This is a genomic window from Desulfocapsa sulfexigens DSM 10523, assembly GCF_000341395.1.
GTDB lineage: Bacteria > Desulfobacterota > Desulfobulbia > Desulfobulbales > Desulfocapsaceae > Desulfocapsa > Desulfocapsa sulfexigens.
Genome location: NC_020304.1, coordinates 3,631,935 through 3,654,471 on the forward strand (window position 1 = coordinate 3,631,935; position 22,537 = coordinate 3,654,471).

The 22,537-nt window shown below is 45.6% G+C and carries 20 protein-coding genes; 11 read left to right on the forward strand and 9 right to left on the reverse strand.

Going from position 1 to position 22,537, the window contains the following annotated elements; genetic code table 11:
- Positions 1-10 precede the first annotated feature (10 nt).
- On the forward strand, positions 11-769 hold the full coding sequence (locus UWK_RS16210; RefSeq protein ID WP_015405478.1) for a succinate dehydrogenase/fumarate reductase iron-sulfur subunit: 759 nt from the start codon (positions 11-13) through the stop codon (positions 767-769).
- A 5-nt stretch (positions 770-774) separates the two neighbouring features.
- On the opposite strand, the gene UWK_RS16215 is transcribed toward UWK_RS16210, so the two are convergent.
- Positions 775-1,248 (reverse strand): hypothetical protein, encoded by a 474-nt coding sequence (locus tag UWK_RS16215; protein WP_015405479.1) that lies wholly within the window; start codon positions 1,246-1,248, stop codon positions 775-777.
- Positions 1,249-1,579: 331 nt separating this feature from the next.
- Here UWK_RS16215 and UWK_RS16220 point away from each other — a divergent pair, with 331 nt between their 5' ends.
- Together UWK_RS16220 and UWK_RS16225 are read left to right on the forward strand one after the other, a co-directional pair.
- Positions 1,580-2,611 carry an NAD(P)/FAD-dependent oxidoreductase gene (locus UWK_RS16220; RefSeq protein ID WP_015405480.1) on the forward strand — a complete coding sequence of 344 codons (1,032 nt, stop codon included), beginning with the start codon at positions 1,580-1,582 and terminating at the stop codon, positions 2,609-2,611.
- Positions 2,612-2,714: 103 nt separating this feature from the next.
- A complete protein-coding gene (locus UWK_RS16225; RefSeq protein WP_015405481.1) occupies positions 2,715-2,981 on the forward strand; it encodes a hypothetical protein in 267 nt (88 codons plus the stop codon).
- Between the two features lie 12 nt (positions 2,982-2,993).
- Here UWK_RS16225 and pepN read toward each other — a convergent pair whose 3' ends face one another.
- Positions 2,994-5,621, reverse strand: a complete 2,628-nt coding sequence (gene pepN, locus UWK_RS16230; RefSeq protein WP_015405482.1) for an aminopeptidase N — start codon at positions 5,619-5,621, stop codon at positions 2,994-2,996.
- Between the two features lie 131 nt (positions 5,622-5,752).
- On the opposite strand from pepN, the gene UWK_RS16235 reads away from it, so the two are divergent.
- Positions 5,753-6,976 carry an LL-diaminopimelate aminotransferase gene (locus tag UWK_RS16235; protein WP_015405483.1) on the forward strand — a complete coding sequence of 408 codons (1,224 nt, stop codon included), beginning with the start codon at positions 5,753-5,755 and terminating at the stop codon, positions 6,974-6,976.
- 63 nt (positions 6,977-7,039) lie between these two features.
- Here the strand turns inward: UWK_RS16235 and ispH are convergent, their stop codons facing one another.
- Complete coding sequence (gene ispH / locus UWK_RS16240; RefSeq protein WP_015405484.1) at positions 7,040-7,975, reverse strand: 4-hydroxy-3-methylbut-2-enyl diphosphate reductase; 936 nt, start codon at positions 7,973-7,975, stop codon at positions 7,040-7,042.
- A gap of 202 nt (positions 7,976-8,177) precedes the next feature.
- Here ispH and UWK_RS16245 point away from each other — a divergent pair, with 202 nt between their 5' ends.
- The 7 genes from UWK_RS16245 (at position 8,178) to rarD (ending at position 17,710) form a co-directional block, all read left to right on the forward strand.
- Positions 8,178-9,359, forward strand: a complete 1,182-nt coding sequence (locus UWK_RS16245) for an iron-containing alcohol dehydrogenase (RefSeq protein WP_015405485.1) — start codon at positions 8,178-8,180, stop codon at positions 9,357-9,359.
- Between the two features lie 100 nt (positions 9,360-9,459).
- Positions 9,460-10,428, forward strand: a complete 969-nt coding sequence (locus UWK_RS16250) for a TAXI family TRAP transporter solute-binding subunit (RefSeq protein WP_015405486.1) — start codon at positions 9,460-9,462, stop codon at positions 10,426-10,428.
- 134 nt (positions 10,429-10,562) lie between these two features.
- Positions 10,563-12,287 (forward strand): TRAP transporter permease, encoded by a 1,725-nt coding sequence (locus tag UWK_RS16255; protein WP_015405487.1) that lies wholly within the window; start codon positions 10,563-10,565, stop codon positions 12,285-12,287.
- Between the two features lie 164 nt (positions 12,288-12,451).
- The gene (locus UWK_RS16260; RefSeq protein ID WP_015405488.1) at positions 12,452-14,740 is read left to right on the forward strand and encodes an efflux RND transporter permease subunit; all 2,289 of its coding nucleotides are present in this window, start codon (positions 12,452-12,454) and stop codon (positions 14,738-14,740) included.
- Positions 14,737-15,549, forward strand: coding sequence for an outer membrane lipoprotein-sorting protein (locus UWK_RS16265; protein ID WP_015405489.1), 813 nt, complete (start codon positions 14,737-14,739; stop codon positions 15,547-15,549). Before UWK_RS16260 ends, UWK_RS16265 begins: the two co-directional genes overlap by 4 nt.
- A gap of 10 nt (positions 15,550-15,559) precedes the next feature.
- On the forward strand, positions 15,560-16,759 hold the full coding sequence (locus UWK_RS16270; RefSeq protein ID WP_015405490.1) for a hypothetical protein: 1,200 nt from the start codon (positions 15,560-15,562) through the stop codon (positions 16,757-16,759).
- 57 nt (positions 16,760-16,816) lie between these two features.
- Positions 16,817-17,710: an EamA family transporter RarD gene (gene rarD / locus UWK_RS16275; RefSeq protein ID WP_015405491.1), complete on the forward strand. Its 894-nt coding sequence runs from the start codon at positions 16,817-16,819 to the stop codon at positions 17,708-17,710.
- A 56-nt stretch (positions 17,711-17,766) separates the two neighbouring features.
- On the opposite strand, the gene UWK_RS19160 is transcribed toward rarD, so the two are convergent.
- The 6 genes from UWK_RS19160 to UWK_RS18795 form a co-directional block, all read right to left on the reverse strand.
- Entirely contained in the window at positions 17,767-18,024 is a 258-nt protein-coding gene (locus UWK_RS19160; protein WP_015405492.1) for a hypothetical protein, read from the reverse strand.
- Positions 18,025-18,385: 361 nt separating this feature from the next.
- On the reverse strand, positions 18,386-18,922 hold the full coding sequence (locus tag UWK_RS16280) for an HPP family protein (RefSeq protein WP_015405493.1): 537 nt from the start codon (positions 18,920-18,922) through the stop codon (positions 18,386-18,388).
- Positions 18,923-18,938: 16 nt separating this feature from the next.
- Complete coding sequence (locus tag UWK_RS16285; protein WP_015405494.1) at positions 18,939-19,550, reverse strand: CBS domain-containing protein; 612 nt, start codon at positions 19,548-19,550, stop codon at positions 18,939-18,941.
- A gap of 95 nt (positions 19,551-19,645) precedes the next feature.
- The gene (gene dsrP, locus UWK_RS16290; RefSeq protein ID WP_015405495.1) at positions 19,646-20,911 is read right to left on the reverse strand and encodes a sulfate reduction electron transfer complex DsrMKJOP subunit DsrP; all 1,266 of its coding nucleotides are present in this window, start codon (positions 20,909-20,911) and stop codon (positions 19,646-19,648) included.
- Positions 20,912-20,937: 26 nt separating this feature from the next.
- Entirely contained in the window at positions 20,938-21,897 is a 960-nt protein-coding gene (locus UWK_RS16295) for a 4Fe-4S dicluster domain-containing protein (protein WP_015405496.1), read from the reverse strand.
- Positions 21,898-21,905: 8 nt separating this feature from the next.
- Positions 21,906-22,523, reverse strand: a complete 618-nt coding sequence (locus tag UWK_RS18795; RefSeq protein ID WP_015405497.1) for a hypothetical protein — start codon at positions 22,521-22,523, stop codon at positions 21,906-21,908.
- Positions 22,524-22,537: the final 14 nt, after the last annotated feature.

Here is a 22,537-nt window from a genome sequence, read left to right on the forward strand (position 1 = left end):
GAGAATTATTATGTCCATAGATACCATAGACCTCAGCCTTGAAATCTGGCGCCAGAAAGACTCCAAAGCAACTGGAAATTTTGAAACCTATGCCCTGCAAAACATCTCCACGGGTATGTCATTTCTGGAAATGCTCGATGTCCTGAATGAGAATCTCACCCGAGCAGGAAAAGACCCGGTAGCATTTGACCATGACTGCCGTGAAGGTATCTGTGGGATGTGTGGCGCTGTGATCAACGGCGTCGCCCATGGCCCTGAGCCAGAGACTACCCTCTGCCAGCTTCATATGCGCCACTTCAAAACTGGTGACACACTGGTCATAGAACCCTTCAGGTCACGTGCTTTTCCAATCCGGAAAGATCTCATTACAGATCGTAGTGCTCTCGACAGAATCATTCAGGCGGGTGGCTATGTCTCCGTAAACACCGGGGGAACCCCGGATGGTAATACTATCCCCATCCCCTCTGCTACTGCAGAACTTGCAATGGATGCAGCTTCCTGTATTGGCTGTGGTGCCTGCGTTGCTAGTTGCCCAAATGGGGCGGCCATGCTCTTCACAGGTGCAAAGATCTCCCAGCTCTGCCTTTTACCTCAGGGCCAGCCGGAACGGACTGAACGTGCATTAGCCATGGTAAAAGCCATGGACACCGAAGGATTTGGAAATTGTACCAATGAACGTGAATGTGAGGCGGTCTGTCCCAAGGGGATTTCAATTAGAAACATTGCCAGAATGAACAAGGAATTTGTCAAGGCAACATTTTTCGGATAAAATATTCAATTCGACTCCTCACCTATCAGCAGACATCCCCCTCCATTAGAAAATGCAGGGGGATCATTACTTACACTGAAATCAAAAAAGTTAAGTCCGAATGAAATATCAGTAAGTACCAGAGGAATCTGCGGGTACTCCAAACGCAAAAATTCACTCAATTCAAAAATCTGCAGATTGTTACGCCCGGTGAATACCTTGGCCGGACGATAACTATGTGAGAGGAAAAAGCTGAATTTCCGTGGTTTTTTATAACCCTCGACGATTACTCCATTCAATCGTATTGAAAGACGATTTTCACATTCAAATATCTGCTGCGTAGCAATTTCAGCCAACAGGATGTTCCCTTGAAGAGGCTTGCTGGTACGAACATCGTCCACATAGTCAACAGGCAATACCACCATTCCATCCGGCATATAAAACGAGGCGATCTCGCTCAAAGCCTCAATAAAGTCATCGGAAATCTGTTGGGCTTGCATATCTTTCCTTACTGCATAATCAAAGGGTGATTCAAGATTCACACTTTCCTCTCTTGACACCTCAGTAGAAGCAAAATGAAAAAATCATCAGGGCATTGCTTTTTTTAGTGTAATTACTTTTATACGATTTGCCTGTTTCGTAATCACTATAGCGTGGATAAAACAGCTATATGAAGTATATAATCATAAAATCCAATCCAATCACAGAGTCTTCATTCCTCTATGCGAGCAGATGAGGAGTTTTTTTTTACTAATTGGCCTGATATTATTAAGATGTTATCCTGTGGTGGATTAAAACAGTTATTCTATTTTTTTTCAGGCTTACTAAAAAATGCGTGTTCATACTCTAATCATAGGTGGCGGCCCCGGTGGACTTGCATGCGCAAAAGTCCTGGCCGATGCAGGTATAGATACCCTTGTCCTTGAACGAAAACAGACCATTGGCCCCAAGGTTTGTGCCGGAGGAATCACCTGGAGTGGATTAATCAGCCGTGTCCCTGAAGACCTTGCTGAAAAAAGTTTCCCACTTCAACATATTAAAACACCTCTCCAAAGTACCTGTATACAAGAAGAGATTCCCATTATTGCCACAGTAAACCGTGAACGACTCGGACAATATATGGCACGACTTGCAACCGATGCTGGCGCCGAAATTCGTACCGGAGTCATGGTACGAAGTGTTTCAGAGGGCTCTGTCAAAATTCAGGACAGGACAAACCTCAGGCTGGACACAATACATTTCGACAATTTAGTTGGGGCGGATGGCTCAAGTTCTCTGGTACGGCGACATCTTGGCATTCCATGCGAGCAGCTTGGCATAGGGATAAATTATCAACTCCCTGGTGATGTAGTTAAAATGGAATGGCATCTCAACAATCGACTCTTTGGCAACGGCTATGCGTGGATTTTTCCGCACAGAAAAACCGTTTCCATAGGTGCCTATGCCGACCGGAAAACCATGGGTCCAGGTAAACTCAAGACAAACCTCATTACCTGGGCTGCCGGGCAGGGATTTTCTCTGAAGCAACACTCCGCTAAAGCTGAATATATTAACTTTGATTTCCAGGGATGGAATTTCGGTCATATATTCCTTGCCGGTGATGCAGCTGGTCTCGCCTCGGGACTCACCGGAGAAGGAATATACCCTGCTATAATTTCCGGTGAACAGATCGCCCACACGATCATCAATCCCGATCACAGTCCTGCTGTTATGAACAGGTTGATTGCTAACCATGACAAACACAGGCGAATGGTTGCAATAAGCGGCAAAAGCGGGTTGTTCAACTCCCTGCTCGCAGAAGTGGTGACACTGGGCCTGCGATCAGGTATGATAAAATTCAGCAAACTTGAAATGGCTGTTTGAACAGACTAACTCCTTATTTGGCGCTAACCAGTGTTAGCAGGTCTATTCAACTTCAGCAGACTAAAAAGGTTATCAACCCCTTCCAGCACACTATCAAACCATCATGACTCCACCCAAAAAAAACAACTCTCTTCTTATAAATATAGCCTTCGTGGGAGTGGCAGTGGGCCTGCTTGCATTTCTCCTGAGAGCTCCCGAAATCACCACCCCAAAGCTTCCCCACGACGACGAACACGAACGTTTTTTTGCCATGAAGAAAAAAACAGCCGGAAAAATATGTGTAGAATGCCACAGTCCCGAAGGCGTTTACCCACTCCCAGAAGACCATCCACCAAAGTACCGCTGTTTATTCTGCCATAGAAGAGATTAAATGAAGCCTCTATCAAGTATCCAGGCTTCTTCGCACCATCTCAAACACATCGCCTGAAAGTCCCTCCTTCTCAGCAATACGCTGTAGCTGCGCTTTCATTAACTTCTGCCGGACTGTGTCATATCGTTTCCACGTCGAAAACGGTGTGGTCAATCGTGAAGCGATCTGAGGGTTGCGCGAATCCAGGTCGATAATCTGATCAGCCAGAAAACAATACCCCTCCCCCTTCGAATTGTGAAAAGCAACATGATTACCACCGAAGGCACCTATAAGAGAACGTACCTTATTGGGATTGGAGATAGAAAATGCAGGGTGATGCATCAAATCCTTAACCGATGCAAGTGTGGATGGCAGGCTTGAGCTGGCCTGAAGGATAAGCCACTTATCCATGACCAGCACATCATCCTTCCATTTTTCATAGAAATTCTGAAGTAGTTCCCCGCGTTCAGGGATATCACAGTGACTCATGGCCGAGAGGACGGCAATGACATCGGTCATATTATTGCCATTCTCATACTGTTCCATGGCCATATCCACGTCACTCTGGTCAGGTCGCTCCCCTGCAAGCAAATAGGAAAGAGCGACGTTTTGCAACCGTCTCCGGCCCATTGCTTCAGATGTCAGTTCATACTCTCCTCTGTTTGTATTTCCCTCCCAAACCGCTCTGAATTCCGCCTGAAGGAGATTAGCCAGTTCCCGGCGGACAAACCTTCTGGCGAGATGCAGATTGTCAGGATCGATCACCTTCATCTGCTGGGCAAGATAATTTTCCTCAGGCAAACTAAGTGCCATTCCAAGTAGCGATTTATCACTTTCCCTATCCGTCAGTATTCGTCTCACGGCATCAATAAATAACGGGTCAAGAACCGCCTGGCGATTCTGCTGCAGGACACTGGTGAGTTCCAGGATCACAGATTCACTGAGACGAAATGATGCATCCCAGCGATTAAAAGGATCGGAATCGTTGGCCATAAGAAAGGCAAGCTGTTCACGGCTCTGCCATGGTTCGACTTTCACCGGAGCCGAAAATCCACGCAGCAGCGAAAGAACCGGTTTTTCATGAATCCCCTCAAACGTGAAGGTTTCTTCCGCGCTTTTCAGCTCCAGTAGCGCGTTTTTTAGCTCCATATCATTGCCATTGCTGTCAAGAAGCCCAAAGGATATTGGGATGTGAAAAGCTTTTTTATCTTCCATACTTTGACTTGGCGTGGAGGGACAGCGCTGGGAAAGTGTTACCTTGTACCGTTGCCCTTCAACGTCCCATTCTTCGGTGACTGTAAGCTCGGGTGTCCCCGCCTGGCTATACCAGAGTTTGAATTGATCAAGATCAACGTCGGAGGCTGTTGCCATGGCTGATACAAAATCATCACAGGTCACCGCCTGACCGTCGTGCCGCTTAAAATACAGATCAATCCCTTTGCGGAAATCTTCAGCCCCAAGCAGAGTGTGCATCATACGGATAACCTCAGCACCCTTATTGTACACGGTCACGGTATAAAAATTATTAATCTCCAGATAGGAATCAGGCCGGACAGAATGAGCCATGGGGCCTGAGTCCTCACGAAACTGAAAACTGCGCAGGACGCGAACATCTTCAATTCGCTGGACTGGTCGAGAATTCATGTCAGATGAAAACTCCTGATCCCGAAATACGGTAAGGCCTTCCTTCAGACTGAGCTGGAACCAGTCCCGGCAGGTTACCCTGTTGCCGGTCCAGTTATGAAAATATTCATGGGCTATCACCCCTTCCACACCAAGATAATCCTGATCCGTTGCCGTCTCGGGGCTTGCCAGGACATATTTGGAATTAAAGACATTGAGCCCCTTATTCTCCATGGCACCCATATTGAAATCGTCGACCGCAACTATCATATAGGTATCCAGATCATATTCAAGACCGAACACCTCTTCATCCCAGGCCATACTTTTCTTGAGAGAGGTCATGGCGTGACCGCATTTTTCACGATTTTTTGCCTCCACGTAGATGCGCAGATCAATCCTGCGCCCGGAGCATGTTGTGAATTCATCCTGGATAAAAATAAGATCCCCAGCCACAAGGGCAAAGAGATAACACGGTTTAGGGAAAGGATCCTCCCATACTGCAAAATGACGGCCGCCTTCAAGCATCCCCTCTTCGACAAGATTCCCGTTTGACAGAAGAACCGGGCAATCGACAATATCACCTTCGATACGAGTAACAAACCGTGCCATAACATCGGGCCTGTCGAGATAATAGGTTATCTTACGAAAGCCCTCCGCCTCGCACTGGGTACAGAAGTTACCGCTGGAACGATATAATCCTTCAAGCGCTGTGTTTTTGTCGGGGTAGATCCTGGTACTGACCTCAAGAACAAAGCTATCCGGCATATCAATAAGAACCATGCCTTTTCCCTCGAGTCGATACCGGGAGGCAGGCAATTCGCTTCCATCTACTGCCACAAAGAGCAACTCGAGATTTTCACCATTGAGGAAAAGCTCATTACTGTTGCTCTTCGCTTCTTGATTCCTCTGAAAAACAGATTTCGCCTTCACCACACAATCTTTTTTCCCTAGTATAAAATTCAGGTTGAGATCAGTTATAAGAAAATCTGGTACCCGATAGTCCTTGCGATAAATAGTTGAATGCTCAGTGTTTGACATTTTTTCCCTTGGTTCCTGTTAGAAAAGGTTTGTTGCCGTTGACAGCGGCTCCTTTCCAGTATATTTTCCGACGACTTAATGAAAAGTATCTCCATATTCATTCACCATATCAAACTTGAGGCAATAATCCCATGATCAAGATCAACGAACATTATCTTAAACTTCAGGCATCCTATCTTTTTTCTAATATTGCAAAAAAGGTTGGTGAATTTCAAAAATCAAATCCTGACAAAGAAATCATTCGCCTTGGTATTGGTGACGTTACCCGTGCCTTGCCCCAGGCTTGCACCGAAGCATTTCACAAAGCCGTGGATGAAATGGCTGCAGATTCAAGTTTTCGTGGCTATGGCCCTGAGCAGGGATATGATTTTCTCCGTGAAGCCATTGTAAAAAATGATTTTCAGTCGCGCGGTGCTGATATTGCAGCCGATGAGATCTTTGTCAGTGATGGTGCAAAATGTGATACCGGCAACATTCAGGAACTGTTTACTCAGGATGCCAGAATCGCTATCCCGGACCCTGTTTACCCCGTTTACCTCGACACCAATGTCATGGCTGGACGAACCGGAAATTTCGAAGATGGAAGATATAAGGGAATTGTCTATCTTGATGCTACGAAAGAGAACAACTATGTGCCCGGCCTGCCTGAAGAGAAAGTGGATCTCATCTACATGTGCTTTCCCAACAATCCCACCGGGTCCACCATAACTAAAGCGGAACTTCAAACATGGGTCGATTATGCAAGAGAAAATCAGGCCCTGATTCTTTTCGATGCGGCCTATGAAGCATTTATTCGTGACGAGTCCCTGCCAAAGTCCATTTATGAAATTGAGGGCGCTAAAGAAGTAGCTATAGAATTCAGATCGTTCTCCAAAAGTGCCGGATTCACCGGAACTCGCTGTGCCTACACGGTGGTTCCGAAGGAATGCACAGCTTACGATGCCAGGGGCGGCAAGCAGGCTATTCATCCATTGTGGAACCGTCGCCACTGTACCAAGTTCAATGGCGTTTCCTATCCTGTGCAGCGGGCAGCCGAGGCTGTTTACAGTGAAGCTGGAAAAACACAGGCAAAAGAACTGGTTACAGGATATTTAAAGAATGCCGATCTTATTGCATCGGAGATTAAAAACCTTGGCTATGATTTTGTCGGGGGTGACAACTCTCCATACATCTGGATTGAAGCAAAGCGTGACTCCTGGGAGTTCTTTGACATGCTTCTTGATAAGGCAGGAGTGGTCTGTACCCCGGGAGCCGGATTTGGAAAATGCGGAGAGGGATATATCAGACTGTCTGCATTTAATTCCTACGCAAATGTGGAAAAAGCAATGGCCAGGATTAAAAAAGCTCTGGCATAACTCCTTTTACCTTCGTACTCCAGGAGATTCCCCGGAGTACGAAGGGTAATGGATTTCGTATGCCTATTTTTTTTCAAGTGTTGCAGGTTTAAAAATCAGTTTTTCCTCCTTCCCCTCCATCTCCTGAAAAGCGTTAAAGCCCTGTGTCTGCAAAAATTTAATCACATCCTGAACCAACCGTTCCGGAGCAGAGGCTCCGGCAGTGATACAGATTGTAGATACACCTTTCAGCCACTTCATTTCAATATCAGATTCGTCATCAATAAGATAGCCACGCATTCCGGCCCGTTCGCCTACTTCTCGTAATCTGTTTGAATTGGAGCTGTTTTTGGATCCAACGACCAGCAGAATATCACAGCTTTCCCCAATCTTTCGCATGGCCTCCTGCCGATTCAAGGTTGCATAACAGATATTTGACTTCTGTCCCTTTATATTTGGAAAACGACTCAGCAAAACATCCCGTATCCCAGCTATATCATTCTGACTGAGAGTCGTCTGAGTAACATAAGCCACTCGATCGGGATCCTGAACCTCAACCCCTCTGGCCTCATCTTCTGAAGCTACCACATGGACATTTCCTAGAACCCGTCCGGCAGTTCCTTCCACCTCGGGGTGATTATGATGACCGATAATCATGACATCGTAGCCATCGGCATAATACTTCTCCACCATATTATGCACGGACCAGACCAGAGGACAGGTACCATCGATGGTTCGCAACCCAAGTGTTTTTGCCCGCATCTCGGTCTCAACAGATACCCCATGAGCACTGAAGATACAGATGGCCTTACGAGGGATATCAACAAGATCATTTACAAAGATAACCCCCATGTTTTCAAGTTCCTGTACCACATGTTTGTTGTGGACGATTTCATGGAGTACATAAATAGGTGAACCATATTCCTTTACTGCCAGTTTGACCGTTGATATTGCCCGATCAACTCCTGCACAAAAACCACGTGGATTTGCCAAAACAATCTTCTTGTCTTTTTTTACCATGACTTCCTCAATTTATACATTAACACCCTAACCATCTCTTTATTATAAAAAAAATCAACCACATTGTTCACTATTATTGATCAAACTTTTTTCCAATTTGTTTTTTATTTTGGATTTGACTTGATATCATATAGAGTTTAATAAGGTGCAGTATCTAGCAGGAATTCAGCAATTTCACCACTTCCAAAAAGGAAAATAATATATGTCCCTTTCTCAAACATTCACCGTGACCCAGCCAACTCAAATTCAGTTCGGTGCAGGTACCATTGCCAATCTTGCTACAACAGTAAAAAACTTCAATGGAACTAACGTATTCCTGGTGATTGATCCGGGCCTGGTAAAAGCCGGTCTGGTCAAAACCATCACTGCTCCCCTCAAAAAAGCAAAAATCCCCTTTACTGTTTATGACAAAATCGATCCTGAGCCAGGTCTCAAACTAGCCGACAAAGGTACAACACTTGCCAAAAAATCGGGGTGCGACTGTGTTGTTGGCGTTGGTGGCGGTTCTGCCATGGACGTTGCAAAGGCAATCGCGATCCTCCTCACAAATGGAGGGAAAGCTGTTGACTATCTCGGCCTGGGTCTCATAAAAAAACCTGGTGTTCCAAAAATCATGGTTCCCACTTCCTCTGGAACTGGGGCAGAGGTAACATTCACCGCAGTATTTATCAATGAGAAAACCGGCTCTAAGGGCGGCATGAACGGCGACCCACTCTATCCCGACGCTGCCATTCTTGATCCGGAACTTACCCTTAGCCTTCCACCCCACGTAACTGCTTTTACGGGAATTGACGCCCTCACCCATGCACTCGAAGCCTACACATCAACCCAGGCTCACACTCTCTCTGAGATGTATTCTCTTGAAGCTATAAACCTTATAGCTGCCCATCTTCCTGCGGCCTATGCCAATGGTAACAATCTGGAAGCACGCTCCGCAATGCTTATGGGATCTCTTCTTGGCGGCAAAGCACTGGCTACTGCTGGCGTTGGCCTGGTGCATGCCATGGCTTACCCCATGGGGGGAATGTTTGGTATCCCTCATGGCCTTGCAAATGCAGTACTTCTGCCCTATGTTGTGGAATATAATCTCATTGGAGACATGGAAAAATTTGCAATTCTTGCTGAGGTTCTTGGCCAAAACACCTCTGACCTCACCTTGAGAGAATCGGCAAGTCTCTGTGTCGACGCACTTTTCAATTTAAATGATGATGTTGGTATTCCTGGCACTCTGAAAGATCTTGACATCCCCTTCGATGCAATACCTGAGATGGCAAAAATCGCACTCACTGTAACCAGGCCTGTGGAAAACAATCCAAGGAAACCAACCCTTGAGGACGTAATTGGGATCTACGAAACTGCTTTTAATGGTGATATTTCTTTTTAGGAACCTTTACACAAAATAATAATCAATGCAGTTTAGCTGCTTTTTTTAACCGAGAGACAGGATGTACTGTCTCATAAACTCTCTCCATGGAGGAAAGAAAATGAACAAATTATTCGGAATTTTGTCAGTGATCTGTCTCAGTATGGTCATGACATTTGCTACAGCAGCAGATTCCCACGCAAAAAAACGTATTGTCTTTGGTGGTGGTCCTGCCGGTGGTACTTTTCAGGTAGTTGCCAACGCCATTCAGGTTTACCAACCTGTTAAAGATATGGCCGATTTCACTGTTAAAGCGCAATCCTCTGCCGGCTCTGTGGAGAACCTGCGCAAGGTAGACTCAGGTAAGTCTGATTTTGGCGTGGTTTACTCTGGACACGTGTATCTTGGCGCCAATGGCAAGATGAAAAATGACCCCAAAAAATATGAGAATGTAATGGCTGTTGCCTATCTTTACGGCGCTCCAGCTCAGCTTGTTGTTCGTGCAGATTCCGGAATCAAATCCGTAAAAGATCTTGCAGGCAAAAAAGTAGGTGTTGGTAATGCCGGCTCCGGTGCCTTTGCCAACTGTGAACTTTTCTTCACCCATATGGGTGTGTGGGACTCAGTTGAACGTAATGCAATGGGCTATAACGATGCCGCAGCGGCATTTGGCAACAATCAACTCGATGCATTCTGGCTCTTCACTGCATTCCCATCCGGAGCAGTTATCATGGCAGCACAGACCAATGACATCGCTCTTGTTGATCTTGGAGCAGATGCCATGGCCTCAGGATTTTACGAGAAATACCCATATTTCGCTAAACTCTCAGTTCCTGCTGGAACATACAAGGGTGTAGAGACAGCCACTCCGTCCTTTCAGGATTCTGCTCTTTGGGTAGCCAACAAAGACGTACCGGAAGACGTTGTGTACAAGCTCCTCAGCGTTATTTATACCGATGAAGGTCTCGCCCATATGGTTGGACAGAAAAAAACCTTCAAAGAGATGTCTATTGCAAGTGGTGTAAACGGAATCGTCACTCCAATGCATCCGGGTGCCATTAAATTCTGGAAAGAGAAAGGCGTGTTATAAAACAGGCTGAGGGTTTATCAGGCTGAAGACTGAAGGTAAGGCATACACTCATTATCTTCTTCTTCAGCCTTTTTGCTTTTACTTCCCCTTCACCTATCCACCAGCAATTCGTTCCCTAAAACGAGGTTTCCCCCGTGTACGATGATCTAAAACGATTTGAACAGTTACTCTTCGACGTTTGCGCAGTAGGTCTATTGCTTTTTTATTCCTATGCTGCCGTTATATCTCCTGCTGCGACCCAATATCATCGAGGGATATATGTCATTGTTACCTATGTACTTGTCTTTCTTCTGTACCGTTCCAAATCCATCTTCGGACGGATCATTGATTACCTGTTGATTGTGCTTTCCATTGGAAGCATTGGCTACTGGATATTCAACTTCGAAGCCATCAATTACCGGACTGGTGCAGAGACCCCACTTGATACATGGATTGCCGTAGTTGGCGTGTTGCTTGGCATTGAACTCGCCAGACGTGTAGTCGGTGTTGTGTTTGTATTTATTGGTGTTCTTATGCTTGCCTATGGGGTATATGGAGATTTCATGCCTGATCTTCTCTCCCACGCAGGCGATACCTTTCCTGCTCTCTGCACCTCTATCTTTTACAAGAGTGACGGTATCTTTGGCATTATGGCAAATGTTCTCGCCACCTATATTCTGCTCTTTGTTTTCTTTGGTGCCTTTCTTGAAAAATGCGGTGCCCAGAAATTCTTTATCGATTTTCCACTTGCTGCAGTTGGTCATAAGATTGGAGGACCCGGCAAAGTGGCTGTTATCGCATCAGGTCTCTTTGGATCCATCTCGGGCAGTGCCATCGCAAATACCGTATCAACAGGTGCTTTCACCATCCCGATGATGAAAAAAGCCGGCTTCAAACCCCATATTGCCGGGGCTATTGAACCAGCCGCCTCCATCGGCGGAATGTTTATGCCACCCATTATGGGAGCAGGTGGATTTATCATGGCGGAACTCACGGGTCTGCCTTATTCTCGTATTATGCTGGTAGCCCTCTTTCCTGCCATCATGTATTTTTTCTCCGTCTTTGTCATGGTTCATTATGAAGCAAAGAAAAATAACATTGTAGGTGAAAAATCAGAACACAGTGCCAGGGAAATTTTTATGAAAGAATGGTATTACACAATCCCACTCATGGTAATCACCATTTTTATGCTTCTTGGATATTCACCCGGCTACTCCGCCATTCTTGGCCTTATTTCATGTATTGTTATTTCCTGGTTCCGTAAAGAAACCCGAATTGGCCCCAAAGAATTCCTGGTAGCATCAAGGAAAGGAGCAGAATCCAGTCTTAAGATCGGTGCTACTGTAGGTGTTATTGGCATTATTATTGGTGTCCTGACCTTCAGTGGACTGGTTCTCACCTTTGCTGATATTGTTATTTCGCTCGCAGGCGGATCCCTGGTTCTCACAATCCTCCTCATTGCCCTTGCATCCCTTGTGCTTGGTATGGGAGTACCTGTAACAGCTGCCTACCTGATCACCGCAGTGGTTGCAGTGCCGGCACTCACCCATCTTGGAGTAAACGAGCTGGCTGCACATATGATAGTGTACTGGCTTTCACAGGACTCAAATATTACACCGCCAGTTTGCATTGCAGCTTTTGCGGGAGCAACCATCGCCAAAGCAAATATGTGGAAGACAGCCTTTTCCGCCTTTAAATTCGCCAAGTTTCTGTACCTTGGCCCCTTTCTTTTTGGATTTGTACCGGGATTCTCTCTCGATGGAAGCTCCATGGATATAATCAAGGCCTTTATTATGATTATCTTTGCTACCTGGTTGTATTCCTACTTCCTGAGTGGAATATGGATTAAATCTCTCTTTGGCAGGAAACAGGCTGCATAACAGTTAAAAAACAGTCCTTCCAGACTCTACAGGGATCCCATTCTGTCGACACAGCGACATGGGCTCCCTGAAACAGTTTCTATGAAAGGTTATCGGTTTTTTCACCGTTCGTACTATCATTAACTTTCTCATCGCAACATCTCCGCCAGAAAACAGGACTACATATGCGGAAAATCGAAAACTGGATTGGAGATATGGTCATCCGGTACCGCTGGCTGTTTGTCCTTGGTCTTCTCGGTTCTGCTCTCCTGTCTGCAAACGGTATACGTTTCCTCACCTTCTCCAACGACTCACGAATGTTTTTCTCCGAGGAAAACCCTCAACTGCAAGCTTTGGAGGCACTGGAAAAAACCTACACCAAGGTGGAAAATGTCCTTTATCTTATTGCTCCAAAGTCAGGAAACATATTTGAAAGAGAGACTCTTCAAGCCGTAGAATTCCTCACCGAACAGTCCTGGCGCCTTCCCTTCTCAAGCCGGGTCAACTCTTTGAGTAACTACCAGCACACCAGGGCTTTTGAAGATGACCTTATGGTTTCAGACCTTATAGCAGGTGCTGAATCCCTTACCGATGCAGAGATCGCAGCAATAAAGAAGACTGCCCTCGCTCAACCCATGCTTCTCACCAGCATGATTGACAAAAAGGGTAGTGTTACCGCAATCAATGTTAATATAATCAAGCCAGACGATGGCAGTTATGACCTGCAGGAGATCAATGATGCGGCCCTGAATCTCCATCGACTTATGAAGGACACCTATCCATTTCTCGACATCTATCTCACTGGCGGTGTCATGATAGATTCAGCCTTTGGCGATGCTCCTGCAAAAGACATGCGAACACTTATCCCCGTCATGTTTGGGCTCCTGCTCTTTCTCATTGTTATTTCCCTTCGTTCAATCATGGCAACAGTGGCCACTCTGCTTATCATCATACTGTCTACCATCACTGGTCTTGGTCTTGCCGGGTGGATGGGAATCGTGATAACACCAGCCTCTGCCAACGCGCCAATTATCATCCTGACCCTTGCGGTGGCTGACTCCATTCATATACTGGTTACCATTTTTCACCAGATGAGAAAGGGTACAGTAAAAACTGCTGCAATCAAAGAGTCCATCAGGGTAAACTTAAAACCTGTAGTGATAACGAGCGTCAGTACAGCAATAGGCTTTCTGACCATGAATTTTTCCGATGCGCCACCCTTCAGAGATCTTGGAAATATTGTGGCCATGGGCGTTATGGCAGCTCTTATCTACTCAATTTTCTTTATGCCAGCACTTCTGGCCGTCCTTCCGTTGCGCACCAGACAAAACAGATCAGAACAACACAGGATATTTGGCCTCCTGGCTGAATTTGTTATCAGGCGCCGCACCCCTGTTTTCTGGTTTATGATAGCGATGATTCTTTTCACCAGCAGCGGAATGTCAAAAATTTATCTCAACGACGAATTTATAAAATATTTTGATACCAGCTATCCCTTTAGAGTGGCATCTGATTTTGCAGCGGAACACTTGGCAGGACTTGAAATCATAGACTGGAACCTCAATTCCGGAGAAGAAGGCGGCATCAATGACCCCAAATACCTGGAAACAGTCGATGCTTTTGCCAACTGGTTTCGTGCTCAACCAGAAGTCAGGCACGTTTATACCATCACTGATATTATGAAACGTCTCAATCAGAACATGCACGGCGATGATCCGGCATGGTATAAACTTCCTCAGGAAAGGGATCTTGCTGCTCAATATTTGCTTCTCTACGAGATGAACCTGCCTTTCGGTCTTGATCTCAACAATCGTATCAATGTGGATAAATCTGCTATCCGAATGACCGTTGCCACTCCAAATATCGGGACAGCTGCAATTCTTGACCTTGAGCGCCGCGGCCGTGAATGGCTTGATATCAACGCTCCTTCCATGACAACTTATGGATCCGGGCTTTCCATTATATTCTCCTTCATCTCAAAGCGAAATATCGATTCCATGCTGAAAGGTTCCGTTATTGCTCTGATTCTTATTTCGCTTATCATGATCGTGGCATTACGTGATATAAAACTTGGCATTTTAAGCCTGATACCTAACCTCACTCCTGCTTTTATGGCCTTTGGTGTCTGGGGACATATGGTCGGACAAGTCGGCCTAGCCGTCTCAGTTATGATAGCCATGACTCTTGGTATTGTTGTTGATGATACCGTTCATTTTATTTCAAAATATCAACGTGCCAGGAAAGAACATGGCATGGATGCTGAAGATGCTGTGAGATACGCTTTTAACACCGTAGGATCCGCAATCTGGGTTACTACCCTGGCCCTGGTCGGCGGCTTTGGTGTGCTTTCCTTCTCCGGATTCCAAATCAATGCCCATATGGGTTTGATGACGACAATAACCATTATTTTCGCCATAATTCTCGATTTCTTCTTTCTCCCAACACTCCTCTTAAAACTGGAGAGTACCAGATGATTCTTCTCAACCCCCTTTCGATGTATGGTCTGTTCACTGTTCTTCTTTTATCTCAGTGTTTTCTCATCTCCACCGCCTCCTGTGAAACTGCCGAGGAAAAAGGGCTGGCTATTGCTATGGAGGCTGATCGGCGCGATAATGGTTTTGGTGATTACACTGCAGACATGACGATGACTCTTAAAAACCGACATGGCAAGGAAAGTAAACGACTCATTCGCAGCAAAACACTTGAGGTACCGGGAGATGGTGATAAAAGCCTTTCCATTTTCGACACCCCACGCGATGTAAAGGGAACCGCATTCCTCAGTTTTTCTCATAAAATCGGAGATGACGAGCAATGGTTGTATCTTCCTGCTCTTAAGCGGGTCAAAAGAATAAACTCCCGCAACAAGTCAGGATCATTTATGGGCAGCGAATTTGCTTACGAAGATATTGCCAGCCAGGAACCTGAAAAATTCACCTATAAACATCTCCGGGAAGAAGAATATCAGGGGCAACTCTGTTTTGTTGGCGAAAGTTATCCCGTAGATACCAAAAATTCCGGCTACACCAAACGTGTTTCATGGGTTGACAAGGCGGAATATCGTCTGCAGAAAGTCGAATTTTACGATCGTAAAAACAGTCTTTTAAAAACACTGACAGTGAATGGATATCGCCAGTATCTTGACAGATACTGGCGCCCAGAGAGCATGAACATGGTGAACCATCAAACCGGGAAATCAACCACACTGGTATGGGAAAATTATTTATTCCGTACCGGACTCACAGACAATGACTTCAACTCCACCAGCCTGAAACGTGTCCGCTAACGCAATTCGAATGATGATTCCAGGTGTCTTGAGTTACCTTGTTCTGACTCTGCTTCTGTTGCCATCCCATGCTGCTGGATTTGAAGCCAGAGGAGATCTTTCCGCTCAGGGATTTCTCTTTCTTGAAAATGGAGCCTGGCCACACCAGGAAAAGCAATTCGCATCCGTTGCCGGGAACCTCCAGCTGCACCATGAAGCAGCTGATAATTTCCAATTCACGGTGGATGCCTTTTACCGTATTGACAGTGAAGACAGGGAGAGGACTCACGGGGACCTGCGGCTCGCTGAAGTTCTCTACTTTACCGACAACTGGGAGATCACTTTTGGGCTGGGACGGGTTTTCTGGGGTGCCACGGAGTTTGTCCACCTGGTTGACATCATCAATCAGACCGATCAGGTTGAAGCACCGGATGGCGAAGAGAAACTCGGGCAGCCCATGGTACACCTCACTGTTCCTCGTGACTGGGGCGTTATCGAAGCCTTTGTTCTCACATGGTTCAGAGAACGAACCTTTCCTGGTGAGAAAGGAAGAGTCCGAACTCCTCTTCCCGTTGACGCGGACCAGACCCAATATGAAAGCGGCGCTGAAGAGCATCACACCGATCTTGCCATGCGCTATTCTACAATACTTGGTGATGTAGCAGATTTTGGTATCTACTACTTCAATGGTACAGCACGTGATCCTGTACTGTTATTTTCACAGGACAACTCTGGGACTCCTGTATTGTATCCCTACTATGAACAGATTGGTCAGATTGGCCTTGATCTTCAAATGGTTGCCGGAGAGTGGCTGTTCAAGGCAGAGGCATATTATCGCAGCGGTCAGAGCAGATCATACGGTGCCACCACCTTTGGATTTGAATACACCCTTGTTGGAATTGCAGATACTATGATGGATCTTGGACTCATCGGGGAATATGTCTATGATGATCGTGACGATGGCTGGTTACCCACCATCTATGAAAATGACCTTATGGCTGGTCTGCGCCTGGCAGTAAACGATATGGATGACTCCAATATCCTGCTTGGAGCCATCCGTGACATCCCTTCAGGCTCCACAACTATTGCTGTGGAAGCCAGTCGTCGAATCGGTGAATCAGTCCGACTCAACCTGGATGCTTCTTTCTTTGTTAATATGGATAGTCAGGATCCCGCATTCAGCTTTGCCAGAGACGATTTCATAAAACTTGAAATACTTTACTACTGGTAAATTACACATAAAATCCCCCTCCTAATCAAAACGAAAAAAAGGCTTTCTGAAAAATAAATGACATCAAACAACAAAGGGCTTTTTGCAGCATTGGGAGCCTTCACAATATGGGGTCTGCTTCCTCTCTACTGGAAGGCACTCTCTTCCGCTATTCCCCTGGAGATTATATGTCACCGCATCACCTGGTCAACACTTGTAACCCTACTGCTTTTGGTCATGTGGGGAAAAGTCGGCAAGCTCCGCACAGTTCTCAAGAACAGGAAAATTTTACTGCGTTTTGCCCTCACCTCGCTTCTGCTCTCGACAAACTGGCTTCTATACATATGGGCAGTAAACAACAACTATATCGTTGAATCCAGCCTTGGATACTATATAAACCCATTGATCAATGTCCTGCTGGGAGTCCTTTTCCTTAGAGAACGCCTCCGAGTGCCACAGTGGGTTGCTGTTTTTTTTGCATTTGCCGGGGTATGCTATCTCACCTTCGGTTATGGCCAGTTCCCATGGATCGCCATTGTCCTCGCAGTGACCTTCGGTTTTTATGGTTTACTGCGTAAAACTGCAAGTATCCCCTCTCTGGAAGGGCTCTGTCTCGAGACTTCTCTCCTCTTTCTCCCGGCATTTCTGTTCCTGCTTTACCTGACCATTCAAGGAGAGTTTGATTTTGTGAAGCAGAGTATTGATGGCAAAATTCTATTGATCGGTACCGGAATCGTCACCACTATGCCACTCCTTTTCTTTGGCTATGCTGCACAGAAAATTCAACTTTCAACACTTGGAGTTGTCCAATACCTTGCCCCAACACTACAACTGAGCATTGGACTCTTTGTTTATAATGAACCTTTCCCCCGAGAACAGATGATTGGCTTTGCACTGGTATGGTGTGGCCTGCTTATTTATGCAACGGAGGGCACTCTCATCCATATTCGAAAAACAAAGAGGAGGCTATAAGTTTCAATGTCAACTACCGCCAACTCAGAAAAATTGTAACCACATGACCATAGGGTTTAGCGTTTTCGGCTACCACCACGCCTTTGTTTTGTACCGCTTCCATCTTCCATTGCATTGGCTGGCCGTCTACTATACTGCTGGCATTCTGCACGGAAAGCATTTCGCTCTTCCTCGCTTGCCTTTTGCATAGTACCTCGCGAGCTGTTTAGTTCTTCATTAGTTTTGCTTGAATAATCAGTAACTGCCCATACTGGTGCTGCTACCATGAGTACCATGGTCAATATCAGTGTTTTTTTAGGGATCTTGCGTGTCATATTTTTCCTCCATAATATTTGTGAATACAAGGCTCCAATCGGCCCTTATGGTGAGTTGAAAAATGAGTTGAACACAATCAGGTTCAGCCTTTAACTGATTCCCTTTCGGTAACCGGACTGGCTGCAGTGAAGATCAGTCACAGGAAGGATGAGATTGCATACTTAAACCGTTATTTTAACATGATGGCTGAGCAAACTCATTGATCCGCTCCTCACTCTGACCAAACTGAGGGCAATATGGGTGATACTCATAAAGATTCAGTAAAATCACACAAACTACTGAGCGAAAGTTTATGAATGCAGGGAAACTTATGAGCTTACTATCGCGGCCGAGATAGTCGACGTACGGATCTCCAGTACTTTAGAACCAGAATTCCGGATATTGCCTGATTCTTGATATATTATTAACCAGCAGAGCGATGATAAGCATGACCACAGCTCCCGATGCCACAGGTACTAGGACATAAAAGTATCCTAAGGCATGGATGTTATCGCTTCCGATAACTGCAATCAGGGCGGTGGCACCTCCCGGCGGATGCAGAGTACAGGTTGCGTGCATAACAGCAATAGCTGTAGCCACAGCAAAGGCTGCAGCTAACCACATCTCACCATGGAATGTCTGGTAGCAAAAGACCCCTATTATAGCCGACAAAATATGGCCACCCAAAAGATTACGAGGCTGGGCCAAAGGGCTTTTGATAGCCCCATAAATGAGCACCGCGGAAGCACCAAAGGAACCGATTATCATTATGAAATCGCTTTCAGGGAAAAAATTATAATGGAGGAGGGCAACTGCTGCTATCCCCAGAAAGGCCCCGAACCATGACCAACATATTTCGGATAGTCTCGGTCGGGGGGGGCTTTTGGTTATCCCCTTCATTTTTTGAAAGTAAGTCATTTTACGTTTTTTCCTCTTACAAAAGTTGAGCGCGGACAAGATCGTCCCTGGACACAATACCCACAACCACCTTTTCTTCTTGATCAAGCACAGGGAGCCGGTTTATCTTGTTTTTTGACATTATTTCGGTAATTTCAACCAACGGGGTGTTTTCTTTGATCGTAACAGGCGGTCGAGTCATAATATCCCCTGCCATCCCCATAGAAATAGAAAAATCAACACCTCCCAGTCCTTGAAGACATCTGGCGACAACAGCCATAAAAGATTTACAGCCATTGTTCAGTCCCTTGAGAAAGTCTTGTTCTGAGACAATACCTACCACTTTTTTATTATCATCCATTACTGGCACACCAGAGATAGAAGCATCTGCCATCCGGTTTGCTACTTCTAACAGTGGGGTAGTCTCAGTGACGCTCACCACATTTCGACTCATGATATCCCTGGCACATATGGAATGGCTCAGTCGTTCTATGGCATGATGGTATGAGTGTTGATAAAGCTCTTTGAAATCTCCTGTCGTGATATCAAGGTAGCCCGAAATTTCCTTCATCGCCTTATATATATCTTCATCGGAAATGGCCAATCTTTCAGGTAAAGAAGAGAGTGGGGAGTTTTTTGTTGTTCCCATAATCAGTCCTTTTTTTAGTTAGCTTACAAATGTTTTTTTTATATCTATTGCGTCAACCCGACAGGAATCAATGGCTTTTGCACAGTCACAGGTAGCTACTTCAATATTTTAGCTTTCGCTTCTTTGTATTTGAGAAGAACAGCAAGAGCAGGTTTTATGAGCATAGTCACCACCAAAGCACCTGTAGCCAAAACTCCCAGAGTAATAAGAATCTCATTACTGGTCGGGGCGTAATCAACAACCTCACCCATTGGCGATGGCACAAAACCAGGGATAATAAGACCAAAACCTTTTTCAATCCAGATACCGGTGAACAGGCTTATCGCTGCTACCATGAGGTAACGGGGATTGCCTTTAGTCGGATCAAAGGCAAAAAGCAGTGTCCCTATAATGTTTAGACTAATAGCCGTCCATATCCATGGCACAAGAGAATTGTGTCCTTCAAGCCCGAAGAAAAGGTATTGAGCCGAAAGGCTGTGATGGGTAAATGTATAGAATTCCTTAAATACTTCAGAAAAAAGCATCAGCAGATTAATGACTGCCGAAACAACGATGATTCTTTTTAATTTTAAGAAAATCTGTTCGTCAACCGAATATTTCGTGTTCTGTTTTATGGCAATGAGCACCACCATAATTACCGCAGGGCCTGCAGCAAATGCCGAAGCCAGAAAGCGCGGACCGAGCAATGGGTTGTTCCAGAAAGGGCGAGCCGGCAATCCCTGGTAGAGAAAAGCTGTGGTCATGTGGATGGAAACAGCCCAGAAGATGGACAGGAAAACAAAGGGTTTATACTTCCAGCCGACAGGTTCTCTGTTATGATAGTTGCAATAAAGAATGTAGAGAGGTACCAGGCTGTTTAAAGCTAAATAACCATTCAAAACAAGCATATCCCAGGTAAGAATAGATGAAGGCCAGTTAAACAGGCCTATTCCAGGAATCATGTGCCACACCTTCAACGGCCCGCCCATATCCACAGTGATAAACATCAGGCACATGACCAGAGCACCGACAGCGACACATTCACCTATAATAACGACTTCATGCAGATCTTTATCTTTCAGCATATAAGCTGGCAGGATCAGCATGACTGCAGCCGCCGCAACACCAACAAAAAAAGTAAAGTTGGAGATATAAAGGCCCCAACTGACAATATCCGACATACCGGTGATAATGAGGCCTTCCTGAAACTGCCTGGTATAGGAAAATGCACCCACGGCCATAACTGCAAGTAGAGCAATAATGTAAATTTTGAAACCTATCCCCCCGGACAGCGACCATCGCATACAGTCCGAGATAAATGAACGTCCTTGATTGGGGTTCGTAGTCATCGTTTTTTCCTTAGCGTCTCTTCGTACAGACATTTTTTGTCTCTTTTAACCCGTTGTTGTCAATCCATGAAATACCAGAATTTTGGATCAGTCCCCAATTCTTCCTTAAAGCGGAAAACCTTCTTGTTTTTCAGGACAAAACGGATTTCGCTGTCTGGATCAAGAAGATTGCCAAAAACCCTGGAACCTGTTGGACAGGCCTCGGCACAGGCCGGCAGCTTGCCCTGACGGGTTCTCTGCACGCAAAAAGTGCATTTTTCCATGACGCCTTTCATCCGCATGCGATTACCGAGATAATGCTGTTTTCTATTTATCTCCTCTTCCGGCACTTCAGGCGTACCCCAGTTAAAACGGCGCCCCCAATATGGACAAGCTGCCAGGCAATAGCGGCAACCGATACACCAGTCGTAATCCACAACAACGATGCCATCCGGTTCTCGCCAGGTAGCTTTGGTCGGGCAGGCTTTAATACACGGGGCATTTTCACAATGGTAGCATTGGACTCCCATGTAAAACTTATCAGCAACCGGCACTTCATGATGATATTTCCCATCTCCTGAAGTTGGATCAAGTTGACCGGAATCCATTTCAAAAAGACGGATATATTGGGTCTTTGATTTACGGTCAAGATTGTTTTCTTGAACACATGCCTCAACGCAATCCATATAGCCCTTGCAACGGGAGATATTAAAGGCATAGCCGTAAAGGACATTTTCACGTGGCTCTGCGTTTGACATTTGAATGTCTCTGTCGTCCTTCATTTTGGCAAGTCTTACAAGGCGGGCAACGGTTTCATCTTTTTCTTTCTGACTCATCAGCCTGTAATTCTTTTTAAAATACTCTTCCCACTTGAGTCCCATTTCTTCGGTATTTCCAAGCGATCCGCAACCTCCGGTCACAAGTCCTGCCGAACCAGCTGCAGCGGCAATGGACAGACCCTTTATGAAAGATCTACGGCTGATTTTCTTTTCACCGTTTTCTGGTTTCATCATCCCTTCTTTTTTTTTGCTGGAATTCATACCCCCCCCTACTTGTCTAATGGCAGCGAGTATGTCACCGGCATTTTTTTTTCAAAGGCAGGGGAATGTGGACTATGACAACTTGTACAATTGCGCACCACCCTTTCACCAGCCCAGTATGCCTCACGTTTACCATGAGCGCCGCCTAACCAGTCACGCTTCTGGCGAAAATGACACTGACCACAGAGTTGATAACTGTGATCAAAATCTATCTTCTTGCCCTCGGCATCAGAAAGAGAATCTCGGTCGTTTTCATCGTGACATTCTATACAAGACAGCTTGTCGCCTCCCCTTCCGTGGTTGATTTCGATATCACTATGGGTAAAAAGAGCACCGTCTCTTATCAGCACATTCTTCTCAGTATGGCAGACGCTGCATCGAAACTTTGTTATGGAATCCTTGCGGGCAAGTACTCTAAAAGTACCTCCCTGGTAGGATTCTTTTGCACGAACCGTCTTAACCGGCAGTTCATAGGCTGTTTCAATTTTCATGTTATTAAATGGCTCTTCTGCGGCATTAATGCGGTCCATCACAGAATTTTCAGAAGCCATAACAAACGGACATGAAAGAAGGAACGTTCCCAGCAAAAGAAAAAACAGGCTAGAACGCAAAAATATTTTTTTCATAACTGTTCTCGTTC

Coding starts and splice junctions, on each gene's coding strand:
- UWK_RS18795 (WP_015405497.1), bottom strand. CDS start 22,523: ATGAAAAAAATATTTTTGCGTTCTAGCCTGTTTTTTCTTTTGCTGGGA.
- UWK_RS16215 (WP_015405479.1), bottom strand. CDS start 1,248: ATGCAAGCCCAACAGATTTCCGATGACTTTATTGAGGCTTTGAGCGAG.
- UWK_RS16285 (WP_015405494.1), bottom strand. CDS start 19,550: ATGGGAACAACAAAAAACTCCCCACTCTCTTCTTTACCTGAAAGATTG.
- UWK_RS16225 (WP_015405481.1), top strand. CDS start 2,715: ATGACTCCACCCAAAAAAAACAACTCTCTTCTTATAAATATAGCCTTC.
- UWK_RS16210 (WP_015405478.1), top strand. CDS start 11: ATGTCCATAGATACCATAGACCTCAGCCTTGAAATCTGGCGCCAGAAA.
- UWK_RS16265 (WP_015405489.1), top strand. CDS start 14,737: ATGATTCTTCTCAACCCCCTTTCGATGTATGGTCTGTTCACTGTTCTT.
- UWK_RS16220 (WP_015405480.1), top strand. CDS start 1,580: ATGCGTGTTCATACTCTAATCATAGGTGGCGGCCCCGGTGGACTTGCA.
- UWK_RS16245 (WP_015405485.1), top strand. CDS start 8,178: ATGTCCCTTTCTCAAACATTCACCGTGACCCAGCCAACTCAAATTCAG.
- UWK_RS16260 (WP_015405488.1), top strand. CDS start 12,452: ATGCGGAAAATCGAAAACTGGATTGGAGATATGGTCATCCGGTACCGC.
- UWK_RS16250 (WP_015405486.1), top strand. CDS start 9,460: ATGAACAAATTATTCGGAATTTTGTCAGTGATCTGTCTCAGTATGGTC.
- UWK_RS16235 (WP_015405483.1), top strand. CDS start 5,753: ATGATCAAGATCAACGAACATTATCTTAAACTTCAGGCATCCTATCTT.
- pepN (WP_015405482.1), bottom strand. CDS start 5,621: ATGTCAAACACTGAGCATTCAACTATTTATCGCAAGGACTATCGGGTA.
- rarD (WP_015405491.1), top strand. CDS start 16,817: ATGACATCAAACAACAAAGGGCTTTTTGCAGCATTGGGAGCCTTCACA.
- UWK_RS16270 (WP_015405490.1), top strand. CDS start 15,560: ATGATGATTCCAGGTGTCTTGAGTTACCTTGTTCTGACTCTGCTTCTG.
- UWK_RS19160 (WP_015405492.1), bottom strand. CDS start 18,024: ATGACACGCAAGATCCCTAAAAAAACACTGATATTGACCATGGTACTC.
- UWK_RS16295 (WP_015405496.1), bottom strand. CDS start 21,897: ATGAATTCCAGCAAAAAAAAAGAAGGGATGATGAAACCAGAAAACGGT.
- ispH (WP_015405484.1), bottom strand. CDS start 7,975: ATGGTAAAAAAAGACAAGAAGATTGTTTTGGCAAATCCACGTGGTTTT.
- UWK_RS16280 (WP_015405493.1), bottom strand. CDS start 18,922: ATGACTTACTTTCAAAAAATGAAGGGGATAACCAAAAGCCCCCCCCGA.
- dsrP (WP_015405495.1), bottom strand. CDS start 20,911: ATGTCTGTACGAAGAGACGCTAAGGAAAAAACGATGACTACGAACCCC.